The sequence below is a fragment of the Pseudomonas sp. GNP013 genome, assembly GCF_054343995.1.
The window spans coordinates 2,661,456-2,679,287 of record NZ_JBTGUT010000001.1; the positions used below are offsets into that span (position 1 = coordinate 2,661,456).

A 17,832-nucleotide genomic window follows, 5' to 3' on the forward strand; every position below is an offset into this window, starting at 1 on the left:
GCTCAGCGTCTGGTTTTGGGGCTGCTACGCAGCCCAACGCAGGACAAGCCTGCTCGCCACAGGGGAGCTGCGCTTAACTGAACGGCATTAGGGCAAGCCCGCTCGCCACGACAGGCCCGTTCTCCACAACGGGCCCGCTCGCCATTGGAGTGTGGTTGCCTGGGCCTACTCACTCCCACACTTGAAGGGTGTGCTGGTTAGAACGCGAGTTTGTAGCCGACGGCCATCAACATGATCGCCAGGCACGGGCGCAATACGCCGTCCGGGATCCTGCCGGTCATGTGGCTGCCCAGGTAAATGCCCGGCAGCGAGCCCATCAGCAAAAAGCCCAGCAGGTGCCAGTCCATGTTGCCCATGCTCGCATGGCCAAGACCTGCGACCAGCGTCAGGGGCACGGCATGGGCGATTTCGGTGCCGACCAGACGGCGCGTGGCGAGGAACGGATAAAGAATAAACAGCGCCACCGTGCCGAGGGCGCCTGCGCCAATGGACGTGAGCGCGACCATGGTGCCGAGAATCGCGCCGGTGACCACCGTCAGCCCGTTCAGGTTGCGCGGGCTCATGTGGTAATCATCGCCGGCATGGCGCTGGGCGAAGGCCAACAGGCGTTGCTTGAACAGGATCGCCAGGGCCGTGAGCAGCAGCACCACGCCCAGGGCCTGCTTGATCACCGCGTTCATCGCAGTGGGGTCGGTGTGCAGGCTGGCGAGGAACCACAGGGTCAGCAACACCGCCGGCACGCTGCCCAGGGTGAGCCAGCCGGTGATGGTCCAGTCGATGTTTTTGTTCCGGCTGTGCACCAGCACGCCACCGGACTTGGTGATGGCCGCGTATAACAGGTCGGTGCCCACGGCGGTGGCCGGGTTGATGCCAAACCACAACAGGATCGGCGTCATCAGCGAGCCCCCGCCGACGCCGGTCATGCCCACGATAAACCCCACGATCAGGCCGGCAACCACAAAACCAATATTTCCCACATCCATTAACGCTACCTGCGGCCTTATAAATTTCTGGCGGCAGGATAGCGATTTTTCTTATAACCACTTATATCAATGTGATCTGACTTTATGCCTTTTGCGCCAGTCGGCGACACGCGTACGCCTCGGTCCGGTAAGGAAAGGCCACCGTATCGCGACCTTTCAGGGCTGGATGGGTGTCGATCAGTGTGCGCAATTGTGCGCTGACCCGGGCTTTGTCCGGTGCAGGCAACGCAGCGATGAAACTCACGGACAGGAAGCGATCGATGATCACCTCCTGAGGGCTGCCGACATGACGGTAGGGAAAACACGTCATGTCGAGTGAGGAAAAATACTCACCGGTGAAGGCCTCGCGCCAATGCCCGCTGTGAAAGCGCGGTGTATCGCCCTCATACGGCGTGATGATTTCGGTGATCGCCGCCACCCAATCCACCGATTCATCGCGCACATTCCACACCAGCCCCAGGCATCCGTCGGGTTTGAGCACGCGGTGAATCTCCGCCAGCGCAGCCTGGGTGGAGAACCAGTGAAAGGCCTGGGCGCAGACCACCGCATCGGCACTTGCCGTGGCCAGCGGGATGCTTTCGGCGGTGCCGTTGACCAGCCGCACATCCGGCAGCAGCCTGGCTAACTGCGCGCCCATCTGCGCCACCGGCTCTACCGCGATCAACGCAGGTGCCAGGGTGCTGACCAGGCGGGTGAACTTGCCCGTGCCGGCGCCCAGGTCGATCACTGTCGACTGCGCATTGATGCGCAAGGTATCGGCGAGCCAGCCGGTGAGCTGGCGTGGATAGTTCGGCCGGCCCTGTGCGTAGGTCGCGGCCTGAGTCGAGAAACCTTGTTGAGCGGACGTGTGAACACCAGTCATGGCCAATCTCTCTTCGGGTAAAGCGGGGCCACAGTGTGCGCCTCCTCGCTTTTATTTTCTAATGCGTGCATCCAATCGCCGCGCGCCTGGGTAGTAGCTGCAGCAACCCTGCTGTTCTACTCAATGGAGAAACACCATGAACGCAAAAGCCCTGCTCTGCCTGACCGGTTTGCTGGCCTCAAGCCCTGCGGCATTCGCCCAGACCAACCTGCCCGACAGCATCAAGGTGCCGGCTGGCCACACAGTGTCGATGGAGACCACCGGCGTCGGCGAAATCACCTACGAATGCCGCGATAAGGCCAGCGCTGCCGGTGAAACAGAATGGACCTTCGTCGGCCCCAAGGCCGTGCTGAATGACCGCAGCGGCAAACCGGTCGGCACCTATTTCGGCCCGCCTGCGACCTGGCAGGCCAAGGATGGCTCGAAAATCACCGGCACGCAGTTGGCCGTGGCGCCGTCGAGCCCCGGCAACCTGCCGTATCAACTGGTCAAGGCCAACCCGGCCGAGGGCAAGGGCGCCATGAGCGGCGTCAGTTACATCCAGCGGGTGGCACTCAAAGGTGGCGTTGCGCCGAGCAGCGCGTGCACCGCTGCCAATAAAGGCCAGCAGGAAGTGGTGAAATACCAGGCGGACTATCTCTTCTGGTCAGCCAGCTGAGTAAATTCAGCTACGCTGCCGGAGGAATATCACCGTTTCCTTCTGCAGGAGCGAGGTTGGTCGCGCCTGCAGAAGGTTTGTGCTGGGGACATCATTTGTTTGATTACGACGCCTGCCTGCTGGCTTGTGCCCGTGGCGATCAACAGGCCTTGCGCCGCTTGTATGAGCAGGAAAGCAGCCGTTTGCTCGGCGTGGCGTTGCGCATCGTGCGCGACAAGGCGCTGGCCGAAGATACCGTGCATGACGCGTTTATCAGGATCTGGCACGGCGCTGCAGGTTTTGACCCCGGCAGAGGTTCGGCACGCGGCTGGGTGTACAGCGTGACCCGCCACCAGGCGCTGAACGTGGTGCGCAGGACCGCCCGCGACGTACCACTGAGCGAAGAGCACGAGCCACTGGCAGAACCGGCTGAAACCTTTGAATTCCCCGCACGTTCCGGGCAGATCCACACCTGCCTGGAGCGGCTCGACCCGGCCCGTCGCCGTTGCATCCTGCATGCCTATGTCGACGGCTATTCCCACAGCGAAATCGCGCAGGCACTCGGCACCCCGCTGGGCACCGTCAAAGCGTGGATCAAACGCAGCCTCGCCGCCTTGCGGGAGTGCATGACATGAACACTGAAGAACTGGCTGGCGAATACGTCTTGGGCACTCTGCCTCTGGCGCAGCGCGCCGAGGTCGAACAACGACTCGGGCATGACGCCGACCTGCGCGCGGCGGTGGATGCCTGGGAGCAACGCCTGTTGCCGCTGACGACGCTGGCGGCGCCGGTGGTGCCATCGCAGCACCTGTGGCGACGCATTCAGCAGACGCTCGCCGTGCCCGCCCCGCGCGTGCCGTGGTGGAACCTGCTGGCCGTTTGGCGTGGCCTTGCCGCTGCAGGATTGGCGGCGAGCATGGTGCTGGCAACGCTGTTGCTGGTCCGTGCGCCCCTCGCCGAGCCGAGTTTTGTGGTGGTGCTGGTGGCGCCGCAAAGCCAGGCGCCCGGCTGGGTGATCCAGGCAAGCAGCAATCAGCAGATCCAGTTGATTCCTTTGGGGGTGATGCAAGTGCCCGCCGACAAGGCATTGCAGTTCTGGACCAAGGGCGACGGCTGGCAGGGCCCGGTGTCCCTGGGGCTGGTCAAGCCCGGGCAAACGCTGTCGGTGCCGCTGGACCGGTTGCCGCCGCTTGCGCCAAACCAGTTGTTCGAACTGACACTGGAAGATCCGCGCGGCTCGCCCACCGGCAAACCGACCGGGCCGATCCAGGCCATCGGCCGCGCGGTCAAGGTGCTGTGATCAACCGACAGTGGGCAACCACACGCGAAAACGCGCGCCGCCCAACGGTGACGCCTCGGCGATCAGGCTGCCGCCCTGGGCTTCCAGGGCGCGCCGGCTGATCGCCAGGCCCAGGCCAAAGCCGCCGGTGGCACGGTCGCGGCTGCGGTCCAGGCGGTAGAAAGGCTCGAAGATGCGTTCACGCTGGTCCCGGGGAATGCCGATGCCGTCGTCATCCACGCAGATTTCACAGCCCTCGGCGTCCACCCTGACGCTCACCTGGATACGCGCGTCGCAGTAACGCGTGGCGTTGCGCAGCAGGTTCTGCAGCGCCCGCGCGGTGAGGCGCGGGTCGAGGCTGAAGCGCTCCACTGCGCAGTCGAGCGATACGTCGATCACAATCGCGGGGTTTGCCAGCTCATCGTCGATGCTGCCCAGCACGCTGTCGATAAACTCGTCGAGCATCACCTCCACGCGCTCCGGCAATTGCGCCGGAGTCTGCAGGCGGCTGTAGGACAGCAGTTCCAGCACCAACTCGTCCAGCTCACGAATATGCGCGACCAGCCCCTGCAGGCGCTCGCGCCCGGCCTGGGGCATGTCTTCGGACAATGCCAGCGCCAGGCCGAAATCCAGCCGGGTCAAGGGCGTGCGCAACTCGTGGGAGACGGCGTTGAGCAAGTCGCGCTGCTGGTTGAGCAGCCGTTCGATGTCACCGGCCATGGTGTCGAACACCGCAGCCAGACCGCCGATGTTGGAACTGGGCGGGATGTGCGTGCGTTCAGACAGGTTGCCCATGCCCAACTGCGCAGCGGTGTTTTTCAGGCGCTCCAGGTCACGCCAGTGCGGACGCAGCCACACCAGCAGGCAGGCCAGCAGCGCACCGCCCACCAGCACATTCATCGACCAGTACAGCAGGTTGATGTCCAGCGGGTCGTCGGGGATGGTCAGCTTGACCACGAACTGATCGTTGATCGGTGAACTGATTTCCCCCATCCAGCCCCATTCGCCCAGGCGGACCACCGGTTTGCCCTGCTCCAGCAGCTTCTCTTCGGCCGGCGTGAAGCTGGCGTCCTTACGCAGCAATAGATGTACTTTCTGCGGGGCAAAGTCGCGGTCCAATTGTTCGGTCACCTGCGACCAGCGCTCCACCGGTGCACGCAGGTACTGTTTGACGATCAGCTTTTGCTGGCCGCGCGACTGCTCGATGTTGTAATCCAGGTAGCGATGCTCGAACAACTGCACCGTCAGTTTGGGAATCAGATAGATCGCCGCACTGTAGGTGACGATGGTGATGAGGTAGAGGCGCAGCAGGACACGAAACATGGCTCAGCATTCCCACTCGGAGCGGCTGAACAGGTAGCCCTTGCCCCACACGGTCTTGATCTTGCGGGCTTCGCCGGCATGATCGTCGAACTTGCGGCGCAGCTTGGAGATGGCCACGTCCACCGAACGGTCGGTGCCGTTGAATTCGATGCCGCGCAGGCGCTGCAGGATCTGGTCGCGGCTGAGCACTTCGCCGGCATGGCGCGCCAGCACCACCAGCAGGTTGTATTCACCGCTGGACAACTCCACCGGCTGCTCGCGCCAGGTGACGGTGCGCTCCGACAGGTCGATGCACAGGTTGCCCATGATGATCTGGTCGTTGGCCGCCTGCGGTTCGGATAAACTGCTGCGCCGTAACAGGGTGCGCACCCGCGCCAGCAACACGCGCGGCTCGCAGGGTTTGGTCACGTAGTCGTCGGCGCCCATCTCCAGGCCCAGCACCTGGTCGTGGCTGTCGTCGCGGGCGGTGAGCATCAGGATCGGCAGGCCCGCAGAGTCGGCGCGCAGCAGGCGGCACACCTGCAGGCCGTCGAGGCCGGGCAGCATCAGGTCGAGAATCACCAGGTCCGGCGGGTTCAGGCGCGCCCGTTCACGCACCTGATCGCCACGGCTGAGCACACTGACTTGATAGCCGTTGCGTTCCAGATAGCTGGCAATCAGCTCGGAGAGCGCGGCGTCGTCTTCCACCAGCAGAATGTTCGGCATCAAGATGTTTCCAAATAGTACGGCTTTGCAGGATTGTGCAAGGATATACGCCCTCGGCCCACAGTGGGCTGCACCTTACATTTCTTCACACACCACCTACACAGCTTTACAGCACCACGGCGCCGGTGACCTTAGGATGCGCCAGTCAATATTGGGATAAGAGCATGTCGAAGAATCTGTTTGCGCCATTCTGCCTGTTGGCACTCACACTGGCGCTGAGCGCCTGTGAAAAGTCCACGGCCAAGGCGCCGCAAATGCCCCTGGCCAAAGTGCGCATCGAAACCCTGCAGGCCAAGCCACTGTCCATCACCAACGAACTGAGCGGGCGCATCGCCGCGCCGCGCATTGCCGAGGTGCGCGCCCGGGTGGCCGGTGTGGTGCTGCAGCGTGTGTTCAAGGAAGGCCATGACGTGAAACAGGGCGATGTGCTGTTTCGCATCGACCCGGCACCGTTCAAGGCCGACCTCGACAGCGCCCAGGCCAACCTGAGCAAGGCTGAGGCCAACGCCTTCCAGGCGCGCTTGCAAGCGCAGCGCTATAGCCAACTGGTGGAAGGCAACGCGATCAGCGGCCAGGACTACGACAATGCCCGCGCCGCCGTGCGCCAGACCAGCGCCGAGGTTGCCGCGCAGAAAGCCGCCGTCGACCGCGCCCGCCTGAACCTGGGCTATGCCACCGTCACCGCACCGATTTCCGGACGCATCGGCCGTGCGCTGGTCACCGAAGGTGCGCTGGTCGGCCAGAACGAAGCCACGCCGCTGGCGACCATCCAGCAACTGGACCCGATTCACGCCGACCTCACCCAGTCCACCCGCGAGCTCAACGACCTGCGCCGCGCCTTCCGCGCCGGCAGCCTCAAGCAGGTCGGCCAGGACCAGGCCAGGGCCACCTTGATTCTGGACGACGGCAGCCTGTACCCGCTGCCGGGCAAATTGCTGTTCGCCGAGATCAGCGTCGACCCCGGCACCGGGCAAATCATCCTGCGCAGCGAGTTCCCCAACCCGGACCTCGACCTGCTGCCCGGCAGCTTTGTGCGGGTGCGCCTGGAGCAGGCCGTCGACCGGCAAGGCATCAGCGTGCCGCAACGCGCCATCACCCGCGACAGCGCCGGTATCCCGATGGTGCTGCTGCTGGACGCCGAGCAGAAAGTCAGCCAGCAGCCGGTGGAACTGGGCTCGGTAATCGGTGATCGCTGGATCGTCAGCAGCGGCCTCAAGCCGGGCGACCGTATCGTCGTCGAAGGCCTGCAACACGCGCGTCCCGGTGACACCGTTGAAGTCGACGCCAGCCCGCTCGTGAAGGAATAACCCGCCATGCCGCAGTTCTTTATCGACCGCCCGGTGTTCGCCTGGGTGGTGGCCCTGTTTATCCTGCTGGCCGGTGCGCTGGCCATCCCGCAGTTGCCGGTGGCGCAGTACCCTGACGTCGCGCCGCCGAAAGTCGAAATCTACGCGGTGTACCCGGGCGCCTCGGCCCAGACCCTGGACCAGAGCGTGGTCAGCCTGATCGAGCAGGAGCTCAACGGCACCGACCACCTGCTGTATTTCGAATCCCAGAGCAGCCTGGGCTCGGCCACCATTACCGCCACCTTTCAGCCGGGCACCAACCCTGAGATGGCCCAGGTGGATGTGCAAAACCGCCTCAAAGCGGTAGAGCCGCGCCTGCCCCAGGCCGTTACCCAGCAAGGCCTGCAGGTGCAGAAAGTCTCCGCCGGCTTCCTGCTGCTGGTGACCCTGACCTCCAATGACGGCAAGCTCGATGACACCGCGCTCAGCGATTACCTGGCGCGCAACGTGATGAACGAGCTCAAGCGCCTGGACGGCGTGGGCAAGGCGCAGCTGTATGGTTCGGAACGGGCGATGCGCATCTGGATCGACCCGCAGAAACTGATCGGCTTCAACCTCACGCCGGCCGACGTCAACGCCGCGATTGCCGCGCAGAACGCCCAGGTTGCCCCCGGCAGCATCGGCGACCTGCCGGGCACCAACACCCAGGAAATCACCGCAGCGATTCTGGTCAAGGGCCAGCTGTCGACGCCGCAGGAATTCGCCGACATCGTGCTCAAGGCCAACCCGGACGGTTCCACCGTACGTGTCGGCGATGTGGCGCGGGTGGAAGTCGGCAGCCAGGAATACCAGTTCTCCACGCGCCTGAACGGCAAGCCGTCCACCGCCGTGAGTGTGCAACTGTCGCCGGGCGCCAACTCGTTGAACACCGCGACCCTGGTGCGCGCCAAGATGGACGAGCTGTCGCGCTATTTCCCGGCCAATGTGGAATACAAGATCCCGTACGACACCTCGCCGTTCGTCAAGGTCTCGATCACCAAAGTGGTCTACACCCTGCTCGAAGCCATGGCGCTGGTGTTTGCGGTGATGTTTCTGTTCCTGCAGAACGTGCGCTACACGCTGATCCCCACCCTGGTGGTACCGATTGCCTTGATGGGCACCTTCGCCACCATGCTGGTACTGGGCTTCTCGATCAACGTGCTGACCATGTTCGGCATGGTGCTGGCGATTGGCATCCTGGTGGACGATGCGATTGTGGTGGTGGAGAACGTCGAGCGCATCATGGTCAGCGAAGGCCTGTCGCCCAAGGACGCGACGAAAAAAGCCATGGGCCAGATCACCGGCGCCATCATCGGCATCACCCTGGTGCTGGTGGCGGTGTTCCTGCCGATGGCCTTCATGAAAGGCTCGGTGGGGGTGATCTACCAGCAGTTCTCGCTGTCAATGGCCACCTCGATCCTGTTCTCGGCGTTCCTGGCGCTGACCTTGACCCCGGCCCTCTGCGCCACCTTGCTCAAGCCGATCGCCAAGGGCGAGCACCATGCCAAGGGCGGTTTCTTCGGCTGGTTCAACAAACGTTTTGAACAACTCACCGACCGCTACGAAGGCTGGGTGACCTATGCGCTCAAGCGCAGCGGGCGTTACCTGCTGATTTATCTGGTGTTGCTGGTGGGCCTGGGCTGGATGTTCACGCGCCTGCCCTCCTCGTTCCTGCCGGTGGAGGACCAGGGCTACACCATCACCGACATCCAACTGCCGCCGGGCGCAAGCAAGAACCGCACGGTGCAGGTGGCCGAGCAGATCGAGGCACACAACGCCACCGAGACCGGCGTGGGCGATACCACCATGATCATGGGCTTCAGTTTCTCCGGCTCAGGGCAAAACGCAGCGTTGGCGTTTACCACGCTCAAGGATTGGTCGGACCGCGGCGCCGATGCCTCCGCAGCATCAATTGCCAACCGCGCCAACGCGGCTTTTGGCGGCCTCAAGGACGCGATTGCCTTCGCAGTGCTGCCGCCGCCGGTTGACGGCCTGGGCACCTCCAGCGGTTTCGAGTTTCGTCTGCAAGACCGTGGCGGCGTCGGCCACGCAGCGTTGATGGCGGCGCGGACCGACCTGCTCAATGCGGCGGCAAAAAGCCCGATCCTGGCCAACGTGCGTGAAAGCGCCCTGGCCGAGGCACCGCAGGTGCAGCTCGAAGTGGACCGCAAGCAGGCCAATGCGCTGGGGGTATCGTTTGCCGATGTGGGCAATGTGTTGTCCTCGGCGATCGGTTCGGCCTATGTCAACGACTTCCCCAACCAGGGCCGCATGCAGCGGGTGGTGGTGCAGGCCGAAGGCGATCAGCGCAGCCAGGTGGCGGACTTGATGAAAATCAACGTGCGCAACAAGGACGGCAAGATGGTGCCGTTGTCGGCGTTTGTCGAAGCCCGGTGGACCCAGGGCCCGGCGCAGTTGACCCGCTACAACGGTTACCCCGCTATCGCGATCACCGGCGAAGCCGCGCCGGGGCACAGCACCGGCGAGGCGATGGCGGAAATCCAGCGCCTGGTCAGCCAGTTGCCCGCCGGTCTGGGCCAGGAATGGACCGGACTGTCGTTGCAGGAGCGCTTGTCCGGCTCCCAGGCGCCGATCCTGCTGGGCCTGTCGCTGCTGATCGTGTTCCTGTGCCTGGCGGCCTTGTATGAAAGCTGGTCGATTCCGACATCGGTACTGCTGGTGGTGCCGCTGGGCGTGCTCGGCGCAGTGCTGGCGGTGACCTTGCGCGGCATGCCCAACGATGTGTTCTTCAAGGTTGGCCTGATCACCATCATCGGCCTGTCGGCGAAGAACGCGATTCTGATCATCGAATTCGCCAAGGACCTGTATGACCAGGGCGAAGACCTGATCAGCGCGACGCTCAAGGCCGCGCGGCTGAGGTTGCGGCCGATCATCATGACTTCGCTGGCGTTCATCCTCGGCGTGGTGCCGCTGGCAATCGCCACCGGCGCCAGTTCGGCGAGCCAGCAGGCGATTGGCACGGGTGTGATCGGCGGGATGATCACGGCGACACTGGCGGTGGTGTTTGTGCCGGTGTTTTTTGTGGTGGTGATGAAGCTGGTACGCAAGCGGCATACGCCCGACTGATCGACACCCCGGTGTTCGCTGTCGAGTTCATGATCAAGTGCAACCGAATAGGCTATGGTGCTCTCAACTACCCTGTTGTGAGCACCCATGGCCTTCCTTGCCCGCACCCACCCTCGCCTTTCCTGCGCCGCCGTCCTCGGCGTTGCCGTCGGCATCCTGGCTCCGGCCGATACGCTGATCGGCAAAATCCTGATCGGCTGGAACGCCGGCGTCTGGACCTATCTGCTGCTGATGCTGTGGCTGACCAGCCGCTCGCGCGCCGACGACGTAAAACGCATCGCCGAGATCGAAGACGAGAACGCCGGGCTGGTGCTGTTCGTGGTGTGCATCGCCGCGATTGCCAGCCTGGCGACCATCACCCTGAATCTGGTGGGCATCAAGGACCTGGACAGCACCGCGCGCCTGCTGCACTACGGTTTCACCGGGATGACGGTGATCGGTTCGTGGCTACTGATCGGGGTGATCTTCAGCGTGCATTACGCCCGCCTCTTTTACACCTGGGAGGGCGACGAGCCCGCGCTGCGCTTTGCCGAAGGGTTGCGTACGCCCAATTACTGGGACTTTCTGTATTTCTCGTTCACCATCGGCGTGGCGGTGCAGACCTCGGATGTGGGCGTGGCCACGCGCAGCCTGCGCAAGGTGGTGCTGGGGCAATCGCTGATCGGCTTTCTGTTCAATACGGCGATTCTGGGTTTTTCGATCAATATTGCTGCAGGGTTGTTCGGTTAAAACGCAAAAAGGGGAAGCCTGAGCTTCCCCTTTTCGCATGCGTGAGTCCCTTAGAAAGCGTACTGCACGCCTACCGTGGCGCCCCACGGCTGATCGTAGGCCTTGCCTTTCATGTGCGTGGCTTCAGCATGCACGCTCAGGCTTGGCGACAACGACACTGCCATGCCGCCCGCGACCTCGTAACTGCCGCCCGACAGGTTGTTTTTAAAGGCCTGGTCGTTGATATAGACCTTGTTGTCCGGGCTGAAATCACGTGCCACTGCCGCACGCAGGTACGGCTGCAGGACGCCGCCGCTGTCGAGCTGGATATTTTTACCGGCGGTCATGCCCACCTTGCCGATGGCCGACGTGGCACGATCGCTCTTCGCCTTCAGACCGTTGTCCATGGTGTAGTTGGAACCGCCAACAGCGGCGACGGACAACTGCGCGAAGGGTTCAAGATACAAACCGTCGTCATCGAGCTTGATGTTCTTGCCGACTTCAACCGAAGCACTGACCGCGTCCTGCGAGTATTTGCCTTTGGCGCGCTGACCGTCACTCATGTTGACCTGGCTCTGGCCGTTCAGTCGGTTGACCTTGGCCGTCAGGTCTACATACACCCCGCTCTCGTCATCACGAAAAATACCGTAGAGACCGGCGTAGTAGCTGTTGACCATACCGCTGCTGCCGCGACTCAGGCCCAGGTTGGAGTTGCTGTAACCACCCATCACACCCAGTGTCCACAGCTCATCCATCGCCCAGTCTGCACCCAGGCTCAGGCCTGCCTGATTCTGGGAGTAGCCGACGCCGTTGCTGTTGGCCGCTACGTCAATCTTGTTACCGTAACCGCGCATCCACAGGCCCTGGCTTTTGCCTTCACCGAAGCGGACTTCACCCATGCGTGTGCGCAGGATGCTTTCCTCGCCACGCAGTACGACCGGTGCCGCGTTGGCAAGCGCCAATACGGCCTTGGCGCTGGTACTGGTGCCCCGCTTCTCGGTGTCCAGGAACCAGTCGGTGCCTTCCTGCTTGAGCCCGTATTCGAACGCACCGACGTCGACGGTATCGCCTACCAGGCCGAACCTGGCACCACCACTTTCGGTGTGCACGACCTTGATTGCGTTGCCGGTAGCCAATTCCGAGCCACTGGCGCCCACCAGCAGTTGGTGATTACCTTCGGCGTTGCCGTTGACATTCAACAGGTCGGTATCGCCGGTGTTGAAGTTGGTGTGCATCTTGAAGGTGCCGTTACCGGTCAGGCTGTTGGTGTTCAACTGGACGTATTGCGCGGGGTCGCCAAACACTACATTACCGCCCCCCATTTTCAGCGCGTTGACCTGGCTGTCACCCACCAGCACCCACTGGGCATTGCTGTTGACATCCAGTTGCTTGACGTTGAACAACTGGCCGGTCAGCGACGCGTTGTTATTGAGTTGCACAGTGCCCGTGCTGCCCGCGCCAATGCGCACATCACCGAACAGGCTGCTGTTGTCGACGTTCATGTTCGCGGTGGAGTTATTGGCTACCTGAAGCAGGTCGCCATTGCCGCTGAGCAGGTTCGAACCGTTAAGCACTTGAATATCGGCATGGGTGCCATTGCCAACGGGCGGGTTCACCAGGATGGCCGCGCCGGTCTTGCCCTGGACCACGGAATTATCGAGGATCAACGAGTTGGTGCGGGTCAGTGTGGCGTCGGTGCGCATGTTGACGCCATTGACGCCGCCGATGATACGGCTGTTGTTGCGCGCCGCAGCGTCGGCGTTGAGCAGCACCAAACCGACACCCGTCGCGGCCGTGGCTTCGACACGCGCATTATCCAGGTTCACCACGCCGTAGCCGGCAGACGAAATACCACGGGTCGAGCCGGTGACGCTGCTGTCTTTCACCGTGGCCCTTGAACCGTCTACTCCCCCTGTCGTCCGGGTGACGGACACACCCCAACCGGTAGAGTTTGTAACCGTACTGTTATTGGTCACCAGCAGGCTGCTGTTGCCGGTAACCAGAATGGCCTGGTTTATCATCGAACGGGCAGTCACTTGTGAGCCATCGATGACCACAGTCGACTGCTGCCTTGCATCAATATCCAACGTCCTGCTACCTGCCTCTGCCGTCAGGCCTGCACCGCTCATCACAATCTGATTGGTGATGGCGCCGTGGGCAATCAAGCTTGAGGCTGGGTTCAGCGAATAATCATCAACACGCGTCGTGCTCGATATCGAGGTATTTGGGAGTGTAACGATGGTTCGCGCGTGAGCATTGGGCGCTGCCAAAAGCAATAACGCAATGGCTGGGGCCGTCAACGCAACGCTCAGGGGGGTGGGTTTGAAGTTAAAGACTGCCGACATATAGTGAACCTCTAGTTCCTGCACGAAACGATAGGGCGGGTTCTAAACCATTTGAGACCCAGCCAATCAAGCGGCGCCATGATTGATCAGTGCAAGCCCGAAATCTGTAGGACATTTCCGAACAATTCAATTGAATACGCAGCGAGATGCGTAGGCGCAATTGCAGCGGTACCGTTGCACAATAAATAATAATAAATGGGGAAAACGCCAAAGAGGGTGACGCCCCTCTTTGGCATTTACGCTTGAACTTCAATTACGTGGGCACTGCCCCCCCGGCACAGTAGTTGGCGCTACTGGTGGCAGGCCTGAACCCTCGAACACGATAAGTTGCGGGAAGCGAGGACACTGTCGAGCCAAGGTACAGCGTGCTGGTAGTGACCGTTGCAGAACCAGTGGTCAACAACGACCTATTGGCGTTAATTGGATTAAACAGAAGCGTAGAGTTTGCAGGGAACGTCACATCGAAACCATTACGGGCCGCCACATCATCCGGCACCGAGAAAGTTCGAACTTCAGTAACCACCGCAGCCCCCGAACCGGTGTTGTTTTGATAACCGGCGAACGTCACACTGACGAACTGCCCTGCCGTCAAATATTCCGAACCGGGAATATGCACGACGAGGTTGCCACTGTTAATGGGTCGCAGGCTGTCGCAGTTGAGCGTTCCGGTGTTGTTAAGCACCCTCGGTGCGCTCATTTGCAGAATCACGGAGTCTACCCTGACCAGTGTAGGGGGCGACGTCTGCGGGTTTGCACTGGCAAGCGAGGTGAGGGTGTAAGACGCCGGCTGGGTAGGACCGCCCAACGTCCTGATATCGGCGAAGGGAATCTGGAATTCGATGGCCCCAGACGGAGGAATGGCCGTGACGGTCTGCGGATACAGCCGACCACCGTAATTCAACGTCACCGTGAAAGGCAACGAATCCTGGGGGAGCACCGCCGCCGTCCACAATGGCACCAGCGCTCTGGCAGGCAGATTCACGTCGGCCGCCTCCAGGTGATTGGGTGGCCCGAATGTACCACCGGCACGTATCGCCTGAACCACGACTGGCGGCAGGTTGGTGTTGACGTCCCCTGGCGGCGTGGGGTCTGGCCCCACCACCGACAGGTCCAGATCGAATGGAGTGCTTAACGGCGCGGCCGGATAGATGCTGGTCCCGCGTCTTACCTGGTAGGATGCCGTCACCGGCACCCGGCTCTTGCCCGCCGCTCGAGGCCCGTACAGCGTATCCATGTTGGCGGGCGTGAATGTAACCGGAATCGCAAAGGGCGTGTTGCCCACCGGTACGGTTATGGGAATTGACCCAAACGACGAGGAGAGCGTGACGACCAGTTGGTCTGTCGGACGCACAACGTTCAGGTAGGACGGAATCATCACCCTGACACCGTTCGCATCAGCCACGTCTTTGATGTTAATTAAACCGTCACCCGGGGCGGCGAGTTCGACCTGCGGTGTCAGGAAGTCTGAAGGTGCGGGAGCCTCAGCCAAGTCTTCAAGGTCAAGGCTGTAGGATATTTCAGAGGGATTGCCGGCAACGTCGGATATGACGTAGCGAACTGTGTAATTCCCTTTCTTTTCAGCCTCAACCACCCACAGCGGCAGTGGGATAGACGGTGGCAAGGCTGGATCCAGGCGATATTTCGTGTCGGTGCCTGGGGCAGGCGTGAACACGTAGGGTCTGTCCGAAGAGCCAAAAAACATTTCAACGGTATCGTCCGGAGACAGCCCGTCCAGCGCGCTGTATGGAATCGGAAGGTTTACCGTCTGGTTTGGCTGGCTGGCGATAAACGCGCGATCCAGCGGTCCGGTCATACCCGCAGGCAGCTGTGGTGCGGGAGGCTTGACGCGGGGGCCGTCGTAAGGAGTCGTCTCGTCAACGACCAGGAGTTGCGCGACCGAATAGTTATCCACTCCCGAGTCCGCGACGAACACCCTGTACCTGATCAAATACAAGCCGGGGGCACGATAGGACTGTGGTATCGGCAACGGCACAGGGTCAGGCTGATTGCTCAGAGAACGTTGAAATCTGCTGCTGTTGCTAGCGAAATAGGCATCTTCAGCAGTTGAGTCCAGGCCGCTCAGATCAAGATAGGGAGCAATCTCTAAGGTGACGATATCGGGCTGGAGCGAGTCGGTACTGGCACCGATCCACAGGGGAATATTGTAGTTAGTCTGTTGCTTCTTTGAGCCCGTGCGTGAAAGCAAGCCGGTATAACCGGGTACCTGATCTTCAAGCGCTGCGATGTCAAATCGCTGAGGCGTGTAATCGTTAGGAAATTTGGGTACAAAGTTGTCAATGATTTCTCTGTTTGTAGATTCCATTATCTTGCTCCGGACAGTAAGCCACTGAACATCAGGACACGCCTCGTTAATTGAATGAACCTGATGGGTTCATCAACCACGAATTTTTTAAAGCCTGCAAACAACGCCACAACAACTCACCTGATTACGGAAGGCGAAAACAACTTCGTTCAACCGCACACAACTCCGCGAGGCGTGCAGTAACAACCGGTGGAGTAAGTCAAATCAACTCGCACCCACCCGGGCGCGGACGCGCCCACTTTCACTCCGTCACGCCATACCTCATAACTGCCGGTAGCGGATTTGAAATTACGCAAGGGGTACAACGCCGTGTCGTAGGCGTCCACGACGATCGTTGTTCCTGCGGCAGCGTATTCAGGTTCCCAACGCAATGACCGCTCGAATACAACATTCGAATTCTGGGTGCTCCAGTTATTCTCGTTAAACCCTTGCCACTTGAACCTTATCGTGTCGCCCACCCGCAGGCCGGTGTGCGCGGCGATAAACCAGCGCACCCCATTGGCCAACATCGACCACGCCACCCCATTCACCGGTTGGGTTTGCGAGCGACAGGTCAAATAACCATTGGTTAACGTGTGTTGCACCACCGGTGCAGGCAACGGTACGAACCTGACATTCACCGTGGTCACCGGGGAACGTTGCTCGTTAACACCGTTGCTGGTGATGTAATGCACCGCGTGAGCGGTCACGGTGGTGCTATCGAGCACGGCAGCCGGCACATCGGAAAAATTCACCCAGCTACCGGCTACATCGCCCGCCCTTACCGAATAAGTGGCCACCGGACCGTCGCCATTCCAGAACAGCTGCAGTGTGTCCCCTGGTCGCGGCGTATCAAACAGACGCACGCGCACACGAATGGGGTAGCCCCTGTCGTCGTTGACCAGCAGATTGGTGCCGGTGCGCCCCACCACTTCCACCGGCGCCAGCGTCGGGTTGAGCAACGCGGGCGCATTGGCGTGATCCTGCCCGGCAATCGTCAGGTTGACATTGACCGCGAGGGGCGCTGACGGTGTCGGCGAAAGATTGAGGCCGATCACCTCGTAACGCACTTGCACAGTTTCTGCCGCCAACGCAGGTTTGGGTCCTCTTAGAACGGGCCACGGAATTTCAACCTCGAAAGGCATCCGGGACACCCCTTGCGCGTTCGTTGGCCGAGCATCCCAGTACACGATCACTTGATGCCCGGCGGCTGCCGACCATCCGGGATAGTCGATACGAACGAACACGCCCGAACGCGCGTCATCACGCTTGATCAACCGATCGTCATAGGCAGGAGGACGAATGCTTGGCGCCGGCAAGCCAATCCCCATCACAAAAGGCAGGCCCGCACTCATCTCGCTGAAATTGCCGGCCTCGTCGAAAATTCGAAAGAACGCATAAGCCTGGCCATTATTCAGATCTCGAAAAGCATCAGCATTCAGCGTGGCCGTGCGCGGGACAGTGCCGAAATTCACTGGCGAGCCTCCGTCTGCCTGCGCCACCGGAGGGGTGCTCGAATTGGATAAATAGATCTCGACCCGATCCCCGGGCGCCTCGATGTTATAAGCCGGAAGCTTGAAGACCGTGGGTTGATGGTCGAGCACATATTGCTCATCAAGCACCGGCACGGGAGGCACCTGAAACTCCAGCCTGTCGGTTGGGCGCAGCAGTGTCGGGCGCTCCAGGTCAATGGTGATCGTCACTTTGGGATCGCTGGACGTCTGCCCGCTGGCGTTGCGAACGCTGTAATAAAGGTGAGCGACCCGAGTGCGGCTGCGCAGGTTGAGCAGGCTGATTTCACGTTCGTAAAACGCGGGCATGTCCGGCGGTGGCGCGCCCACGTAAAACCGGTCGAGAAGCCTGACGCCATCATCGCTCTCCCACCAGACCTCGCAGGTATGCATGGGATCATCCACCGCGTCCGGGATGGGTTGCCAGGCGGGGATTTGCAGCTTCAGCGGAGCCAGCAACAAGTTTTGCGCAACCACGCCTCTGCCGTCTGCGGTATTGACGCCCGGTACCGTTAGCGGGTCCAGGCCAGTTGAGGTGACGGCGATCCTCGCGGTCAGCCCGGAACGACGCGAATAGGGCTTTACGATAATGGTCATGTTCCAGGCCTCGGGATTAGTTTCGCCACCGCATGTCAGGGGAAGAGCACTTCCTGGCTGCTGTAGGAAAAATTAAACGCTGAAAGCCCGTACCCGGATACTGTCATAACTAACAGGTGGCCCCATCCATTCGTCGGTTTTTTCCAGCTCGGCGCAGCGAGCATTTCC

The 17,832-nt window shown here is 61.4% G+C and carries 13 protein-coding genes; 6 read left to right on the forward strand and 7 right to left on the reverse strand.

Annotated elements, in window-relative coordinates; all coding sequences use genetic code 11:
* Nucleotides 1–197: 197 nt before the first annotated feature.
* Both ACXX81_RS11610 and ACXX81_RS11615 read right to left on the reverse strand, forming a co-directional pair.
* The gene (locus ACXX81_RS11610) at nt 198–983 is read right to left on the reverse strand and encodes a sulfite exporter TauE/SafE family protein (RefSeq protein ID WP_057010206.1); all 786 of its coding nucleotides are present in this window, start codon (nt 981–983) and stop codon (nt 198–200) included.
* A gap of 82 nt (nt 984–1,065) precedes the next feature.
* On the reverse strand, nt 1,066–1,845 hold the full coding sequence (locus ACXX81_RS11615) for a class I SAM-dependent methyltransferase (protein WP_209981465.1): 780 nt from the start codon (nt 1,843–1,845) through the stop codon (nt 1,066–1,068).
* Between the two features lie 136 nt (nt 1,846–1,981).
* On the opposite strand from ACXX81_RS11615, the gene ACXX81_RS11620 reads away from it, so the two are divergent.
* The 3 genes from ACXX81_RS11620 (at nt 1,982) to ACXX81_RS11630 (ending at nt 3,782) form a co-directional block, all read left to right on the forward strand.
* On the forward strand, nt 1,982–2,503 hold the full coding sequence (locus ACXX81_RS11620; protein ID WP_231423698.1) for a DUF3455 domain-containing protein: 522 nt from the start codon (nt 1,982–1,984) through the stop codon (nt 2,501–2,503).
* Between the two features lie 95 nt (nt 2,504–2,598).
* Nucleotides 2,599–3,117, forward strand: a complete 519-nt coding sequence (locus ACXX81_RS11625; protein ID WP_209981461.1) for a sigma-70 family RNA polymerase sigma factor — start codon at nt 2,599–2,601, stop codon at nt 3,115–3,117.
* Entirely contained in the window at nt 3,114–3,782 is a 669-nt protein-coding gene (locus ACXX81_RS11630; protein WP_209981459.1) for an anti-sigma factor, read from the forward strand. Before ACXX81_RS11625 ends, ACXX81_RS11630 begins: the two co-directional genes overlap by 4 nt.
* On the opposite strand, the gene ACXX81_RS11635 is transcribed toward ACXX81_RS11630, so the two are convergent.
* Nucleotides 3,783–5,084, reverse strand: a complete 1,302-nt coding sequence (locus tag ACXX81_RS11635) for an ATP-binding protein (protein ID WP_209981456.1) — start codon at nt 5,082–5,084, stop codon at nt 3,783–3,785.
* A gap of 3 nt (nt 5,085–5,087) precedes the next feature.
* Nucleotides 5,088–5,789, reverse strand: a complete 702-nt coding sequence (locus ACXX81_RS11640) for a response regulator (RefSeq protein ID WP_209981454.1) — start codon at nt 5,787–5,789, stop codon at nt 5,088–5,090.
* A gap of 164 nt (nt 5,790–5,953) precedes the next feature.
* Here ACXX81_RS11640 and ACXX81_RS11645 point away from each other — a divergent pair, with 164 nt between their 5' ends.
* The 3 genes from ACXX81_RS11645 (at nt 5,954) to ACXX81_RS11655 (ending at nt 10,930) form a co-directional block, all read left to right on the forward strand.
* Nucleotides 5,954–7,096 carry an efflux RND transporter periplasmic adaptor subunit gene (locus ACXX81_RS11645; protein ID WP_209981452.1) on the forward strand — a complete coding sequence of 381 codons (1,143 nt, stop codon included), beginning with the start codon at nt 5,954–5,956 and terminating at the stop codon, nt 7,094–7,096.
* Between the two features lie 6 nt (nt 7,097–7,102).
* Nucleotides 7,103–10,201: a multidrug efflux RND transporter permease subunit gene (locus ACXX81_RS11650; protein WP_209981451.1), complete on the forward strand. Its 3,099-nt coding sequence runs from the start codon at nt 7,103–7,105 to the stop codon at nt 10,199–10,201.
* 87 nt (nt 10,202–10,288) lie between these two features.
* Nucleotides 10,289–10,930 (forward strand): DUF1345 domain-containing protein, encoded by a 642-nt coding sequence (locus tag ACXX81_RS11655; protein WP_209981449.1) that lies wholly within the window; start codon nt 10,289–10,291, stop codon nt 10,928–10,930.
* A 50-nt stretch (nt 10,931–10,980) separates the two neighbouring features.
* Here the strand turns inward: ACXX81_RS11655 and ACXX81_RS11660 are convergent, their stop codons facing one another.
* The 3 genes from ACXX81_RS11660 to ACXX81_RS11670 form a co-directional block, all read right to left on the reverse strand.
* Nucleotides 10,981–12,738, reverse strand: coding sequence for an autotransporter outer membrane beta-barrel domain-containing protein (locus tag ACXX81_RS11660; RefSeq protein WP_209990305.1), 1,758 nt, complete (start codon nt 12,736–12,738; stop codon nt 10,981–10,983).
* A 769-nt stretch (nt 12,739–13,507) separates the two neighbouring features.
* Nucleotides 13,508–15,577 carry a hypothetical protein gene (locus ACXX81_RS11665; protein ID WP_458571715.1) on the reverse strand — a complete coding sequence of 690 codons (2,070 nt, stop codon included), beginning with the start codon at nt 15,575–15,577 and terminating at the stop codon, nt 13,508–13,510.
* A gap of 149 nt (nt 15,578–15,726) precedes the next feature.
* A complete protein-coding gene (locus ACXX81_RS11670) occupies nt 15,727–17,664 on the reverse strand; it encodes a hypothetical protein (protein WP_458571716.1) in 1,938 nt (645 codons plus the stop codon).
* Between the last annotated feature and the right edge of the window lie 168 nt (nt 17,665–17,832).